The sequence below is a fragment of the Caballeronia sp. INDeC2 genome, from assembly GCF_023631325.1.
Classification (GTDB): Bacteria; Pseudomonadota; Gammaproteobacteria; order Burkholderiales; family Burkholderiaceae; genus Caballeronia.
In genome coordinates this window covers 445,351-458,641 of the sequence record NZ_JALQDG010000003.1, presented here as the reverse complement: position 1 = coordinate 458,641, position 13,291 = coordinate 445,351, and the positions used below count along the sequence as shown (strand labels likewise).

Genomic DNA, 13,291 nt, shown 5'->3' with positions numbered 1-13,291 from the left:
AGGGTATGCAAAAGCTGTGCCTTTTTGTTCTCTTTTGTAAATGAAAGTTTGTATGAAGATGTTACGGACGAACGAAAATACGCGGCGGATGCGCACCGCGTAGAAGTTTTTGTTCTTTTGCCGGGTGCTGCCGCCGGCCGAAAATCACGCGTCCTGCTCGGAACCCAGATCGCGCTGATAGTCGATGCCCTCGCGACGCACGCCGCCCTGATTGTGCTCCCCGTCGGGCGGCGCGCCAGGCGCGGGGCGGTTCTGAGCGGCGGGATCGTGATCGGCGGGCGGCGCGGATGCGCCCTGAGCGCCGGCTGCCTTGGCCGCTTCGGCGCGGGCTTCGCGTTTGGAAGAGTGACGCGCGGAGCGTCGAAGTGCGGGATGCCTCATGATGCCTCCAGAAAAGAAGGCCGTCGCGATAGTGACGTCGGCGGCGCCGGACGGGTGCGCTTTGGCAAGCGCGGCTTCAGAAAAAGCGACCGGCGACAGAGGTGTCGCCGGTCATTATTGCGTCATCCGTTGTAATCTCGACATCCCGGATGGAAACTTATTCAAACCTTGCACGAATTCTGGGCATTGTCCAACGTCTGCAGTCCAGCGTCCTTCCGCGTTGCTAGTACACGTGCGGCGTATCGCCCGGTCCCGGCGGCGGATCGCCGATCGGCTGCGACGGCGGCTCGGGCGGCTCGCGCGTCGGATCCGGATTCGTGTCGGGCGGAATCGGCGTCGGCGGCGGCTGATCGGGCGGCGTGACCGGAGGGTCAGGCGGCTGCGGCGTCTGGGCCTCGATACGCGAAACTTCGGAAGCGCTATTGGACAGGCTGTATGACATGGCGGGCTCCTTGCGGTCTTGTGATCGTACTGTCGCCATCCGTCGGCGCCTGCGCGCCACGCGCGGATGTCATTCGATCGACAGCAAGGGACATGCCCCTCGCGAGCGTCCGTTGCGCTGCTCCTGTCACATTATCGGCGTAGAAAACGCGCCTGCCAATGAAAAACGCCTGCGCTTCTTTAAAAGCCGCAGGCGGTGTTTTCGTCTAAAGATAAGCGACGTTCAGGGATTTTCGCTGTCCGACTCGTTGATGTCGCCACCCTCGCCGACGGCCGCCTTGTTCGCGTCCTCGCCGTACTCGACGAGCCGGTTGTAGAGCGTTTTGAGGCTGATGCCGAGGATTTCCGCGGCGCGCGTCTTCACGCCGCCGCACTGGTCGAGTGTGGCGAGGATGAGCTGCCGGTCGGCCTGCGCGAGCGACGTGCCGAACGGAATCGTTACCGCCGTGCCCGCCGACGGCTTCGACAGCGAAATCTGCAGCGGCACGGTCGCCGTACTGTCCGAATCCGACGCCGACATGATGTACGCGCGCTGCACGTAGTTCTTCAACTCACGCACGTTGCCCGGCCAGTTGTACGACGCCAGCATTTCACGCAAGGCCGGCGGGAAAACCTTCTTTGTGTTGTAGCGCGAGTTCAGTTCGTCGAGGAACGCCTGCCCGAGCAGTTCCACGTCCTTGTCCCGCTCGCGCAATGGCGGCAGGTTGATCGGGAACACGTTCAGTCGGTGATAAAGATCGAGGCGCAGCTTGCCTTCGAGCACCGCCTGTTCGGGATCGCGGTTGGTCGCGGCGATGAGGCGCACGTCCGTCTCGAGTTCCTTGGTCGTGCCGACGCGCATAAACATGCCCGTCTCCAGCACGCGCAGGAGCTTCACCTGAAGCTCGATGGGCATTTCGGTGATTTCGTCGAGAAACAGCGTGCCGCCGTTCGCGCGCTCGAAATAACCCTTGTGCTGACGATCCGCGCCTGTGAACGAGCCGCGCTCGTGGCCGAACATTTCCGATTCGATCAGGTTCGGCGAGATCGCCCCGCAGTTCACCGCGATGAACGAATGCTTGCGGCGCAGGCTCAGTTCGTGCAGTGTCTGCGCGGCGACTTCCTTGCCGGTGCCCGATTCGCCGATCAGCAGCACGGACGCTGCCGTCGGCGCGACGCGGCCGATCTGGTCGTATACGGTTTGCATCGCGGGCGAGTTGCCGAGCATCAGACCGAAACGGCCCATGCGGCGCAATTCGCCACGCAGGGTGCCGATCTCCGCCTTCAGGTCGCCGGCGCGCGGCAGGCGCGAAAGGATGGCCTTCACGCGCTGCATGTTGATCGGTTTGACGAGATAGTCGGTTGCGCCCATCTTGAGCGCGCTGACGGCGGATTCGACCGTGGCATGACCGGTTATCACGATCACCTCGACACCCGAGCGCGGGTCGAGATCCTCGAAAAGATCGACGCCCGTGCCGTCGGGCAGCTTGAGATCGGTGAATACGACATCCGGCGTCTGCCGCACGAGCTGAATGCGCGCCTCGCGCAAATCGCCGGCGGTGGCCGTCGTCAGTCCGTCTTCGCCGATGATCGCGGCTAGCGCCTCGCGGGTACTGGGATCGTCATCGACAATCAATACGTGTGGCATTGCGTCTCGAATTCTTCCTAAGCGTTTTCAGGGTCACACGCCGTGGGTGGCGCGGTCTTCTCCGTGCGGCATGGGCGCCGCGCAGGCCGGTGCGATTCGCAATGACGGCCGATTATTGATTAATCGGCACGACGCGATACGCTAAAAATAGAATAATTTCCGATGATCCGCACGCCTGGTTCAACCCAGCGTAAGTTTTTCCATTTAGACAACTTATGGCCGGAGTTTCACTGATTATAAGCGTTTATCACGATAAAAACGCACGCTGATCCAGCGTGCGTTTCTTTGTTCGCACCATTGAAAGAGCGGTGATCGCCTGGTGCAGTCGCGGCGTTTCAGCTTCGCGGAAAGTGCCACGCGTCCGTCGTGCCGCCGACGACCCCGTGGCCGTTCACGCCGGTCGCGCTCGCGGCGGTCGATGGTGTCAGCACCTTGCCGCCCTCGTCCTCCCAGCGGTTCAGGTCGCGCGCCGTGCGCCGTCCGGCGGCCTCCTGCGATTGCACCCACTTCCATGCGAGCACGCTGCCGACTGCGAACAACGCGCCGAAAATTCCGATCGAGGGACGTGCCATTTGTGTACTCTCCAATGTCACTAATTCGCGGCCGCGCCAATGCGACGACCCCGCGCGTTCATTGCAATACGCGGCGAATCAGCGGGAAACCAGCAGTCCGACCAGAAAGCCGACGCCTGCGGCAATGCCGAGCGACTGCCACGGATTGTCCTTCACATATTTCTCGGTGCAGTCGACGCCCGCGCGATAACGGCTTTGCGCGCTCGCCTGCGCATCTTCGAGCGCGGAGCGCGCCGAATCGACGTGATCGCGCAAACGCGTACGCAGCGCATCGACGCCTTCGCCCGGCAGCGTCGCGGACAAGCGCAGCAACTCCTCCGAATCGTTCAGCAGCACCTTGATATCTTCGATGATCTTTTGCTTGCCCAATGCAAGCTGGACAGTCGTTTGACTCATGAAATGTAGTCCTCGCCCAATCGGGTTGATGTGACGCGCCGATGTGCGATCAACGCGTTTCGGCGACGGGAAGGCGGGCCACGGAAATGCGCCCGCCCGCTTCGATCCGCGCCCGCAGGCTGCGCACGACGCCGCTTGCCATCAACGCGCAACCCATCGCGCCGAAGACGAAGCTCGTCACGTTCGCGGCGCGGGAAAGCGCGGGCGTCCCTGCCGCATAGCCTAGCACCGCGCACATCAGCGCAGTAACGAGCGCGACCGCGGCCCAGTGATAGATGTCGATCGGCTCGCCGGCCACGAGTTCCTGGCGCTCGCCGCCAGTGTTCGTGCGTCGCGGGCGGGCCGGCCTCGCGGGAATCGTGCGCTCCTGCGCGGCCCCGTCGAAACTGAAGAAGTTTTCCATGATGCGTTTGCCTCTCTCGCCCATCCTCGTGTGTGCGCCTCGGATGCGATGCTCGTCGGCGGATTTTTTGGATAAGAGTCACGATGACCATGCGTAACGCAGCTTTCGTGCCAATCACGTCTACTGGGCTTGCACGCCCGCCATTGACGCGGAACAGCCGACTGTCGGGTAACTATTACTCTCTGGCCTTGTAAAGTCTCCGGGCGTAAAGGAGACTCTTTCCGGAAGCGCGCCGACTCGCCGCGCGGTTCAGACAAAATGCGCCGCAGGCCGGTTGGCGCATTGCCGCAATGTCGTTGCGAATGGTTAAATAGCGTTTATGAGATAGGTTCGCCTGCAACGAATCGGCGCTGTGAAAGCACCCGATGCAGACGATCCTGGACCGACGCACCACGAGGAAAGAGCGGCTCACGGCTAGCGTGAGCACGACGGGCAACGCGCATGGGCGCGTCATATGCCGATGCGCGCGGTCACCCACGGTTGCGCCGCTCGTGCGCGCCGAACTGCCTTAGGCCGGCTGCGACCGGAGGCGCCCGCGCAGGCCGCCGCCCACCCACGACATACGCAGAACTGGAACGATCAGGACACATGGCGTCAACCGATCTGGATCCGCCGCCCACCGCGGTCGGCGATACACCCGCGCAAAGAAAGCGCAACACGGGAGAAGTGCCGGGCTTGAAGTCCTATGGACTGCTCTATGGCTCTTCTCCCGTGATGCTGGAGTTGTACGCGCAAATCGAGCGCGTCGCCGCAACCGATGCGACGGCGCTCATCATCGGCGAGTCGGGCACCGGCAAGGAGCTCGTCGCCCGGACGATTCACGACCACAGCGCGCGCAAGGACGCGCCGTTCATCGCGGTGAACTGCGGCGCGATCCCCGACAACCTGATCGAGGCCGAGCTCTTCGGTCACGAGAAAGGCAGCTTCACGGGCGCGGTGCAGGGACGTATAGGCTATTTCGAGCACGCGAACGGCGGCACGCTCTTTCTCGACGAAGTCACCGAGATGTCGCCGGTGCGGCAAGTAAAGCTGCTGCGCGCGCTGGAGACGGGCACGTTCTTTCGCGTCGGCGGCAACGATCTCATCAGCTCGGATGTGCGTGTGATCGCGGCGACGAATCGCGATCCGATCATCGCCGTGAAGGAAAATGGGTTGCGCGAAGATCTGATGTATCGCCTCGCGGTGTTTCCGCTGCGCGCGCCGCCGCTGCGCGAGCGCGATTCGGACCGTGAACTGCTCGCGCAACATTTCCTCTCGGAAATGAACGCGCAGGAAGGCACGAGCAAGGTCTTCAGCAAGCGCGCGCTCGACGTGCTGCGCACATACTCGTGGCCGGGCAACGTGCGCGAGTTGAAGAACACGGTCTATCGCGCGTTCATCCTCGCGGAGAAGACGGTGGAGATCGCGCATCCGCATCTCGCGTCGCGCGTGAAGAAACCCGTCACGCAGGGCGACGCGATGAACGTCTGGGTCGGCACGCCGCTCGCCGATGCGCAGAAGCAGATCATTCTCGGCACGCTCAAGCATTGCGGCGGCGACAAGCGGCGAGCGGCGAAGGCGCTCGGCGTGAGTCTCAAGACTCTGTATAACCGCCTCGGTGCGTACGAAAACGAGGACACCGAAGGCGGCGGCGATACGGCTTCGGGCAGCAGCGAAAGCTGAACAGCCTGTCGGCTTGCATTTGCATGAATCGGGAAGCGAGCGCGCATGGTCGCGCTCGCTTCTTTTTGTCTGCGATGCTGCGCGGATCGAAACGGACTCGCGCCGCTTGCAATTTCTTGCAATTTTCTCGAAGCGGTAATTAGAAGCATGCTTCAAAATGCGCGAAGCCCGCGCATCGTGCGCTCTTTCGTTGCCGGGCGGCGACTTGAGGGCGAGACCTCAAGAAGATTCGAGCCCTCGAACCCCGATTGGCAAGCGTCGGGAAAACGGTAGACGAAGGAAAAGCAACATGCAGATCAGGGTCCATCGGCGCAGCCCGCGAGCCGCCGCGCTCGCCGCGGTCATCTCAGGTGTCATCGCTTGCGTGAGCCTCAGTGGATGCAACTCGCTCTACAGCGAAGGCGCGACGGCAGGCGCCGGTATCGCGGGCGCGGCGGTGGCGAACAGCGTCACCAGCAACGCCGCAGTGGCGACAGGCATCGGTCTGGGCGCGGTCGCCGCGGCGCGCGCGGGCGTGCAATACACGCAGCGCGTCATCCACACGAACACACAGGATCAGATCGCTTCGGTCGCCGGGCCGCTCGCGGTCGGCGCGGTCGCGCCGTGGAAGGCGGTGCACTCGGTGCCGATCGAAGAAGACGAGAAAGGCCGCGTGACGGTGAGCCGCACCATCAGCAGCGGCGTGCTCGACTGCAAGGAGATCGTGTTCTCCGTCGATCGTGACGCGACAAAAGATCGCGCAGCCGACAGCGCGTTCTACGTCGCGTCCGTGTGCCGTGACGGCGACAAGTGGAAGTGGGCGTCGGCCGAGCCCGCCACGCCGCGCTGGGGCTCGCTGCAATGACGCTGTCTCTCGACGTTTCTCTGCTGCGCCTCGGGCTCATCGCGGCGGGCGCGGCCGCGTGCGTGTCGATGAGCGGTTGCGCGTCGATCGGCGCCGCCGCGGGCGCGACGGCCGGCATCGCGACCGGCGCGTTCACGACCAATCCGGCCATCGGCCTCGGCGTGGGCATCGCAGTGCAGGCCGCCACCGACGAGGCGGTCAAGCGCATCACCAAGTCGCTGCATCAGGATCAGCAGGTCATGATCGCGGTGACGGCGGGCGTCTCGCAGGTCGGCGAGACGCGGCCCTGGAAGGTCAAACACACTTTGCCTGTCGAAAACGGTCACGGCGAAGTGCGCGTGCTGCGCGAGTTCAGCAGCGCGCTCGCGACGTGCAAGGAATTCGCGTTCTCGGTCGTCGATGGTGACGATGCGAAAGCGCCCGCCGAGTGGTTCATCGCGACGGCTTGCCAACAGCCGAGCGGATGGAAATGGGCGTCGGCGGAGCCTGCGGTCGAGCGCTGGGGGAACTTGCAGTAGTTTCCCGGCCGGTCTTCGGAAGAGCGCGGTTTCCTTGCGGACACCGCGCTTTTTTCATGACGTCAGCCGTTGGCGATCGCTTCCAGCGCGACGCGCGCGAGGAACCCGCTGTGCGTCCCGTGGCGCGCTTCGACATAGCTGTCGATCTTGTGCAACACGAATCGCGGCAGGCTGATGTTGATGCGCTCCGGCCGTGAATCGAGCTTGGACAGGTCCACTTCGACGTAGGCCCAGATGGCGTCTGGCGATATCGGGGTCGACAATTAGTTCCTCAATGCTTCGCGACGTGATCGAGACTTCCGCGCCGTCCTGGATGATCGTCTCGATGTCAAAAAAATGGCTTCCTTCGCGTTTTCGATCGCTTCGTGGATCGTATCTCCGGCCGAAAAAACGCCCGGCACGCTGGGCACGGTCACTCCGTAGCAGCTCTCAGGATATTTATGAATCGCGAGGGCAAATTCCATTGCCCGGTTCCGTTACGACGAATACAGACCGTTGAACAGTCCGGCGCCTTTGAGGACCGATCTGACCGTCCCGATCGCCACGTCTTATTCGGATGAACCACGGTTACGCGACCGCCTTTGGTTGTGTGTCGAAAGTGGTCATGACTGCCCCGAGTGCGAACGAGCTCCCATACCGTCGTCCAGCAGCATCCGTATCAAGCGCGATGAATCCATCTCATCTCGGAATGCTGCGTGTGTAGCGTTACAAGACGAAAACGTTACGATTCAACGCGGCGCACGAACATTCAGCAAACGGCCGGCGACAACGAAAAAGCGCGGCGCCGTCACCGGCAACCGCGCTCTCGATTCAGCCCGAAGCGACTCCCCTCAAGCCTCCACATCCTCCAGACTCAGCATCTCCGTCTGGTCGTTATACGAGAAGATCTCCCCATAACGTCCCCAGTCGATGACCGCGTCGAGCGTCTCCTGCGCGGCCTTGTCGGAGAGGAAGTCTTCCAGTTCCTGCTCGAAGCGCACGCGCGGCGCGCGATGTCCCGGCCGCTCGTTCAGCACCTTCTTGATCCGCGCGGCGAGCGGCACATGCCGCAGCAAATGCTCCGCGAACATCATCTTGCGCTCCTGCGTCCCGAACTCCGCGAACACGCGCGCTTGCGGCGTGAGGTAGATGTCGCCTTCGCGCACATCGGCGAAACCCAGATGCTGCAGCACTTCCGCGATCGGAAAGAGATCGTCGACCTCGAGATGCAGCGTGCGCGCGATTTCCGGCATGTCCGCGCGGCCGTGATACGGCTCGGCCGCGAGCGTTTCGATGAGCCCCGCCATCAGGTTGGTCGACACCGACGGCAGCCAGCTTCCGAGCTCGAGCCCCTTCTTCTTCGCTTCGTCCATCTGACGCGCGGTCATTTTCGCGTAGATATCGTCGACGAGACGCCGGAACGCCGGGTCCAGACGATTGCGCGGATGCTTGAACGGCACCTTGATCTCGGCCATCACGCGACCGGGATTCGACGACAGCACCAGAATGCGGTCACACATGAACACCGCTTCCTCGATGTTGTGCGTGACGATCAGCACCGACTTGATCGGCATGCGCCCTTGCGTCCACAGATCGAGCAAATCGGTGCGCAGGTTTTCGGCGGTCAGCACGTCGAGCGCGGAGAACGGCTCGTCCATCAGAAGCAGCGTCGGATCGACGACGAGCGCCCGCGCGAAGCCCACGCGCTGCCGCATGCCGCCCGACAGCTCGCGCGGATACGCATTTTCGAAGCCGTCGAGACCGATCAGGTCGATCGCGGCCAGCGCGCGTTCGCGACGCTCCCGCGCACCCACGCCCTGCGCCTCGAGACCGGCTTCCACGTTCTGCAGCACGGTTAGCCACGGAAACAGCGCGAACGTCTGGAACACCATCGCGACGCCCTTCGCCGGGCCGCGCAACGGTTCGTTCAGATAGGTCACTTCGCCGGCCGTCGGCTCGATCAGCCCGGCGATGATGCGCAAGAGCGTCGACTTGCCCGAGCCCGAACGCCCGAGCAATCCGACGATCTCCCCTTCGCGCAGCGAAAGATTTGCGTCGTCGAGCACGAGCAGTTCGCCCTGCGTCTTGTTGAAGCCGCGGCTGACGTTCGCCACGCGCAGGATCTCCGCGCCAAGTCGCGGAGGCGTGCCTTGCGGGCGCTGAAAGCCCTGCCCCGCCGATGTCTGCGTATTTTTCAGGTTCTGCATCGGAACTCGTCCTCAATCCAGCCGGAGTCTAGCTTCGGCATAGGCGTATAGCGGGCGCCACAACAGTCGGTTGAACAGCGTGACGAACAGCGACATCACGGCGATGCCGAGAATGATCTTCGGATAGTCGCCCGCCGCGGTCGTCTGGGCGATAAAGGCGCCGAGGCCGTGCGCGACGACCTCCGTCTTCCCCCAGGACACCGCTTCCGCGACGATGCTGGCGTTCCAAGCGCCGCCCGAAGCGGTGATCGCGCCCGTGATGTAGTACGGAAAGATGCCCGGCAGCATGCACTTCTTCCACCACTGCCAGCCGCGGATCTGGAAGTTGCTCGCGGCCTCGCGATAGTCGTTCGGATAGGAGGATGCCCCCGCGACCACGTTGAAGAGGATATACCACTGCGTGCCGAGCACGATGAGCGGCGACAGCCAGATATCCGGGTTCAGATTCCAGCGCACGATCACCACGACGAACACCGGAAACAGCAAGTTCGCCGGAAACGCGGCGAGGAACTGCGCGAGCGGCTGAATCTTTTCGGCGAGCGCCGGGCGCAGGCCGATCAGCACGCCGATCGGCACCCACACCACCGATGCGAGCGCGATCAGCACCACCACGCGCAAGAGCGTGATGAAGCCGAGCACGAACACATGGCCGACTTCGCTCCAGCTCACGCCGGTCGCGACGAACGACGCGACTTTCCATACGACGAACACCGTGATCAGCAGCACGACCGTGCCCCACGCGATATCGCCCGCGCGCGTGGACGGCGCCTTGGCGCGCAGCGGCAAGCCGACGTTTTCGAGCGCGCCTTGCAGCGACGGCAGCTTGATCGGCACCCGCGCCAGCTTCGCGAGAATCCAACCCGCCGGCACGAGCAGACGGTGAATCAGGCGCGTGCGGCGGATCAGGTCGAGCAGCCACGAAGACGGCTCGTCGCCCGAGCTCGTGTTCTCCATGCGGAACTTGTCGGCCCACGCGACGAGCGGGCGGAACATCAACTGGTCGTAGGCCAGGATGACGATGGTCATCGCGAGGATCACCCAGCCGATCGCGCTGAGATTACGCTCGCCGATGGCCGCGGCCAGATACGCGCCGATGCCCGGCAGTACGATCGTGCGGTTGCCGACCGTGATCGCCTCGGACGCGACGACGAAGAACCAGCCGCCCGACATCGACATCATCATGTTCCAGATGAGGCCCGGCATCGAAAACGGCACTTCGAGCTTCCAGAAGCGCTGCCAGTTGGTGAGGTGAAAGCCGCGCGAGACTTCGTCCAGGTCGCGCGGCACCGTGCGCAGCGACTGATAGAAGCTGAACGTCATGTTCCACGCCTGGCTCGTGAAGATCGCGAAGATCGCCGCGCATTCGGCGCCGATCACGCGCCCGGGGAACATCGCGAGGAAGAACGTCACCGTAAACGAGATGTAGCCGAGCACCGGCACCGACTGGAGGATGTCGAGAATCGGCACGAGCACGATCGACGCACGCCGGCTCTTCGCCGCGAGCGTGCCGTAGACCAGCGTGAAGATGAGCGAGGCGACCATCGCCAGCAGCATGCGCAAGGTCGTGCGCAACGCGTATTCGGGAAGATTCGCGGGGTCGAGCGAGATCGCCTGCGTCTGCAGCGTCGAGATCGGCGCCAGGGTCTCGTGAAAACCGACGGCGGCGAGCGCGATGATGCAGATGATCATCGGGAAGGCGACGAAATCCCAGCGGTTGGGCAGGATCCGCCACGCCGACGCGTTCGCCGTGCGATTCAGATTGAAACCAAATTCCATGCAAGGCCCTCCCCGTAAGGCTTTGTTCCGACCGCGCGAACGCGGGATGTTGCTTGAGACGGCGAACGGGCCGTCCGGCGGGCAAGAAGCCTTTGCCCGGAACAACCGTATGCTCAACGCACGCGGCCGTCGAACGGACGACACGTTCAGCACGCATGACGGCGCCGGGCAGTCGCCGCGTCAGACGTTTCCCCGCGCTGAACCGAGCGACACTACACCAACCCGTGTGACAGGCACAACCTTCATGCGGCCCGGCGCGCCATTCCTGCGATGTTTCTGTTGCTCTTCGGCACGGCACGGGCAAAATGAAGGACGATGCGCGCCGGATGCGCCTCACACCCGCGTGCCTTCGCTTCCTTTCAATGTGGCTACGGCGCGTTCGCGTCGGACGGCCCGGCAAAGCGCGCTTTTGCGCGGCGCGCATCCGTTGTGTGGGACGCACGTCGCTCGCCGACAGAAGTCACTTGATAGGCGGCGCAAAACATCGTCCAATCTTGGCTTATCACGAACAATAATTTGAGCGCCGATGCGATGCGAGACGCCCGATCCGAGACGAAAAACCGCCTGAGCCATGCCTGCCGCGCCATCGGGAGCGAGCGCCGGACAGCGGTAGACATGATGCGCTGCAATCCGCACACCCGCCTTGCCCGCTTCGCGCAGACCGGACCGCTCGGGCGGCGCGGCGCGTTCAGCGTGCGTACGGCGTGAAAGTCCAGTGCGCCCGAGATCGATGAACAAGCTCATCCTGCACCGCGCGATCGCGACGCTCGGCATCGCGGCGCTGGCATTCGCGTGCTGGATTGCCGCCGGCTTGTTGTCGGACCGAATGGTACAACAGGAGATGACGTCGACGGTGCGCACCGAGCGCCAGATGGCGGCGTCCATCGTCGACAACATGGCGCAGATCATCGCGAGCGATCTGGCAATGTCGCGCGCCATTCCCGCGACGCTCGCGCAGATGGACCTCACGCAGCGAGCGCTCGCGGAGTCGCGGAATTATGCCTCGAACCCGGCGGGGACGGAACTCGAACGCCGCAAGGACTTGACCGCGCGCCCCGCGCTGGAGAAGGTCAATCACTTCCTGCACGACGCGCAGGGCTTCTCCGGCCTCGACTCGATCTGGCTCGTCAACGACAAAGGGTTCTGCATTGCATCGAGCAACGCAGCCGACAACGACAGCTTCATCGGCTACGACATGAGCGCTCGCGGCTATGTCGCGCGCGCGCTGCTCGGCGGCTTCGTCGAGATGTACGGCGTGGGGCGTCTTTCCGGCGAGCCGGGCATCTTCATCGCCGCGCCCGCCTACGAGGACGGCATTCTGGTCGGCGCGGTGATCGCCAAAGTGAGCATCGACCGGCTGCGACACTGGGTCTCGCGCGCCGGCACGTTCGTGACCGACGAAAACGGCGTCGTCGTGATGGCGCACGACGGCCGGCTCGAATACGAAGCGATGCCCGATGCGCCCATCGCGCGCATGACCGGGCGCGAGCGCATCGAGCATTATCGGCGCGAGTCGTTTCCGGAGCTGCGGCTGTCGCATATCGGCGAGCAGATGCGCGCGTCCGAGCACTGGCTCGCGCCCGCGCTCGCGCAGACCTTTTACGCCGCGAACGGCAGCAACGTGCCCTCGCTCTACGACGAACGCACGGGGCTGAATTCGGGGCTTTCGGCGCATATCGTCCATCCGCTGACGAGCTGGCCGGAAATCAGCCGCAATCACAGCCGCGACCGCTTCCTCGTGTTTCTGACGATGCTCGGCGTCGTGACGCTCGCGATCGTGATCGCCACGTCGTACTCGCGCGAGCGGCGCCTGCACCGCGCGACGCGCGATCTCGCCGAGCAGTTGCAATCGGCCAATACGCTCCTTTCGGCCGAAGCGCGCCACGACGCGCTCACGGGCGCGCTCTCCCGGCGCTACTTCCTGGACACGCTGCGTCATGAAGTCGAGCTCGCACGCTCGGTCGGCACGCCGCTTTCCGTCGCGATCGCCGATCTCGACCACTTCAAGCAGATCAACGATCGCTTCGGCCACGCGTCGGGCGACCGCGCGCTCGAGCATTTCGTCGAAGTGTGCCGCGCGCAGCTTCGTCCGAGCGATGCGATCGGCCGGCTCGGCGGCGAGGAATTCGGCATCCTGCTGCCGCAAACTTCGCTCGCCGATGCGCAAGCCGTGCTCGAGCGTCTGAGAAAGCGTTTCCATCACGAGCACTGCGCGCATCTGCCGGACGATGCGGCGTTGTCGGTGTCCATCGGCATCACGGAGCTGGCATCGGACGATGCGCTCGAATGGATTCTCTCGCGCGCCGACCTCGCGCTATACGAGGCGAAATCGCGCGGACGCGACCGCAGCGAAGTGCGCCCCGCCGATCCCGGTCCGTCCACGCGGCACCCGGAAGACACGCTCGCGGGCAAGTAAGCGGCGCATCGAACATCGCACGGTCATGCGCATGTCGCGACGCGCACGCATCGCGCAGGTATCATCGAT

The 13,291-nt window shown here is 63.8% G+C and carries 12 protein-coding genes and 2 pseudogenes; 4 read left to right on the top strand and 10 right to left on the bottom strand.

Annotated features, from left to right (window positions below):
• Nucleotides 1–144: 144 nt before the first annotated feature.
• The 6 genes from NCS28_RS03775 to NCS28_RS03750 form a co-directional block, all read right to left on the bottom strand.
• Nucleotides 145–381, bottom strand: coding sequence for a hypothetical protein (locus NCS28_RS03775; RefSeq protein WP_106855610.1), 237 nt, complete (start codon nt 379–381; stop codon nt 145–147).
• A gap of 223 nt (nt 382–604) precedes the next feature.
• Complete coding sequence (locus NCS28_RS03770; RefSeq protein WP_250512532.1) at nt 605–823, bottom strand: hypothetical protein; 219 nt, start codon at nt 821–823, stop codon at nt 605–607.
• 222 nt (nt 824–1,045) lie between these two features.
• Nucleotides 1,046–2,449, bottom strand: a complete 1,404-nt coding sequence (locus NCS28_RS03765; RefSeq protein WP_250512531.1) for a sigma-54-dependent transcriptional regulator — start codon at nt 2,447–2,449, stop codon at nt 1,046–1,048.
• Nucleotides 2,450–2,784: 335 nt separating this feature from the next.
• Nucleotides 2,785–3,021 carry a hypothetical protein gene (locus NCS28_RS03760; RefSeq protein WP_250512530.1) on the bottom strand — a complete coding sequence of 79 codons (237 nt, stop codon included), beginning with the start codon at nt 3,019–3,021 and terminating at the stop codon, nt 2,785–2,787.
• Between the two features lie 78 nt (nt 3,022–3,099).
• Nucleotides 3,100–3,417 (bottom strand): ElaB/YgaM/YqjD family protein, encoded by a 318-nt coding sequence (locus tag NCS28_RS03755; RefSeq protein WP_250512529.1) that lies wholly within the window; start codon nt 3,415–3,417, stop codon nt 3,100–3,102.
• A 49-nt stretch (nt 3,418–3,466) separates the two neighbouring features.
• Nucleotides 3,467–3,820, bottom strand: a complete 354-nt coding sequence (locus tag NCS28_RS03750; protein ID WP_250512528.1) for a hypothetical protein — start codon at nt 3,818–3,820, stop codon at nt 3,467–3,469.
• Nucleotides 3,821–4,408: 588 nt separating this feature from the next.
• On the opposite strand from NCS28_RS03750, the gene NCS28_RS03745 reads away from it, so the two are divergent.
• From NCS28_RS03745 to NCS28_RS03735, 3 genes are all read left to right on the top strand, one after another.
• Nucleotides 4,409–5,482, top strand: a complete 1,074-nt coding sequence (locus tag NCS28_RS03745) for a sigma-54 interaction domain-containing protein (RefSeq protein ID WP_250512527.1) — start codon at nt 4,409–4,411, stop codon at nt 5,480–5,482.
• A gap of 289 nt (nt 5,483–5,771) precedes the next feature.
• Nucleotides 5,772–6,326, top strand: coding sequence for a hypothetical protein (locus NCS28_RS03740; protein WP_250512526.1), 555 nt, complete (start codon nt 5,772–5,774; stop codon nt 6,324–6,326).
• Nucleotides 6,323–6,844 carry a hypothetical protein gene (locus NCS28_RS03735; RefSeq protein ID WP_250512525.1) on the top strand — a complete coding sequence of 174 codons (522 nt, stop codon included), beginning with the start codon at nt 6,323–6,325 and terminating at the stop codon, nt 6,842–6,844. Before NCS28_RS03740 ends, NCS28_RS03735 begins: the two co-directional genes overlap by 4 nt.
• Before the next feature lie 62 nt (nt 6,845–6,906).
• On the opposite strand, the pseudogene NCS28_RS03730 reads toward NCS28_RS03735, so the two are convergent.
• The 4 genes and pseudogenes from NCS28_RS03730 to NCS28_RS03715 all read right to left on the bottom strand — a co-directional run bounded on the left by NCS28_RS03730 (nt 6,907) and on the right by NCS28_RS03715 (nt 10,806).
• Nucleotides 6,907–7,308: pseudogene (locus tag NCS28_RS03730) on the bottom strand (type II toxin-antitoxin system HicB family antitoxin).
• Nucleotides 7,257–7,436: pseudogene (locus tag NCS28_RS33500) on the bottom strand (hypothetical protein); the annotation flags it as partial. The pseudogenes NCS28_RS33500 and NCS28_RS03730, both read right to left, overlap by 52 nt.
• 238 nt (nt 7,437–7,674) lie before the next feature.
• Entirely contained in the window at nt 7,675–9,030 is a 1,356-nt protein-coding gene (locus tag NCS28_RS03720) for an ABC transporter ATP-binding protein (RefSeq protein ID WP_250512524.1), read from the bottom strand.
• Between the two features lie 12 nt (nt 9,031–9,042).
• Entirely contained in the window at nt 9,043–10,806 is a 1,764-nt protein-coding gene (locus NCS28_RS03715; RefSeq protein ID WP_250512523.1) for an ABC transporter permease, read from the bottom strand.
• A gap of 730 nt (nt 10,807–11,536) precedes the next feature.
• On the opposite strand from NCS28_RS03715, the gene NCS28_RS03710 reads away from it, so the two are divergent.
• Entirely contained in the window at nt 11,537–13,222 is a 1,686-nt protein-coding gene (locus NCS28_RS03710) for a GGDEF domain-containing protein (RefSeq protein WP_250512522.1), read from the top strand.
• Nucleotides 13,223–13,291: the final 69 nt, after the last annotated feature.

Excerpts from the sequence above, each read along its gene's own strand:
- NCS28_RS03775 (WP_106855610.1), bottom strand. The coding sequence starts at position 381 with ATGAGGCATCCCGCACTTCGACGCTCCGCGCGTCACTCTTCCAAACGC.
- NCS28_RS03770 (WP_250512532.1), bottom strand. The coding sequence starts at position 823 with ATGTCATACAGCCTGTCCAATAGCGCTTCCGAAGTTTCGCGTATCGAG.
- NCS28_RS03765 (WP_250512531.1), bottom strand. The coding sequence starts at position 2,449 with ATGCCACACGTATTGATTGTCGATGACGATCCCAGTACCCGCGAGGCG.
- NCS28_RS03760 (WP_250512530.1), bottom strand. The coding sequence starts at position 3,021 with ATGGCACGTCCCTCGATCGGAATTTTCGGCGCGTTGTTCGCAGTCGGC.
- NCS28_RS03755 (WP_250512529.1), bottom strand. The coding sequence starts at position 3,417 with ATGAGTCAAACGACTGTCCAGCTTGCATTGGGCAAGCAAAAGATCATC.
- NCS28_RS03750 (WP_250512528.1), bottom strand. The coding sequence starts at position 3,820 with ATGGAAAACTTCTTCAGTTTCGACGGGGCCGCGCAGGAGCGCACGATT.
- NCS28_RS03745 (WP_250512527.1), top strand. The coding sequence starts at position 4,409 with ATGGCGTCAACCGATCTGGATCCGCCGCCCACCGCGGTCGGCGATACA.
- NCS28_RS03740 (WP_250512526.1), top strand. The coding sequence starts at position 5,772 with ATGCAGATCAGGGTCCATCGGCGCAGCCCGCGAGCCGCCGCGCTCGCC.
- NCS28_RS03735 (WP_250512525.1), top strand. The coding sequence starts at position 6,323 with ATGACGCTGTCTCTCGACGTTTCTCTGCTGCGCCTCGGGCTCATCGCG.
- NCS28_RS03720 (WP_250512524.1), bottom strand. The coding sequence starts at position 9,030 with ATGCAGAACCTGAAAAATACGCAGACATCGGCGGGGCAGGGCTTTCAG.
- NCS28_RS03715 (WP_250512523.1), bottom strand. The coding sequence starts at position 10,806 with ATGGAATTTGGTTTCAATCTGAATCGCACGGCGAACGCGTCGGCGTGG.
- NCS28_RS03710 (WP_250512522.1), top strand. The coding sequence starts at position 11,537 with ATGAACAAGCTCATCCTGCACCGCGCGATCGCGACGCTCGGCATCGCG.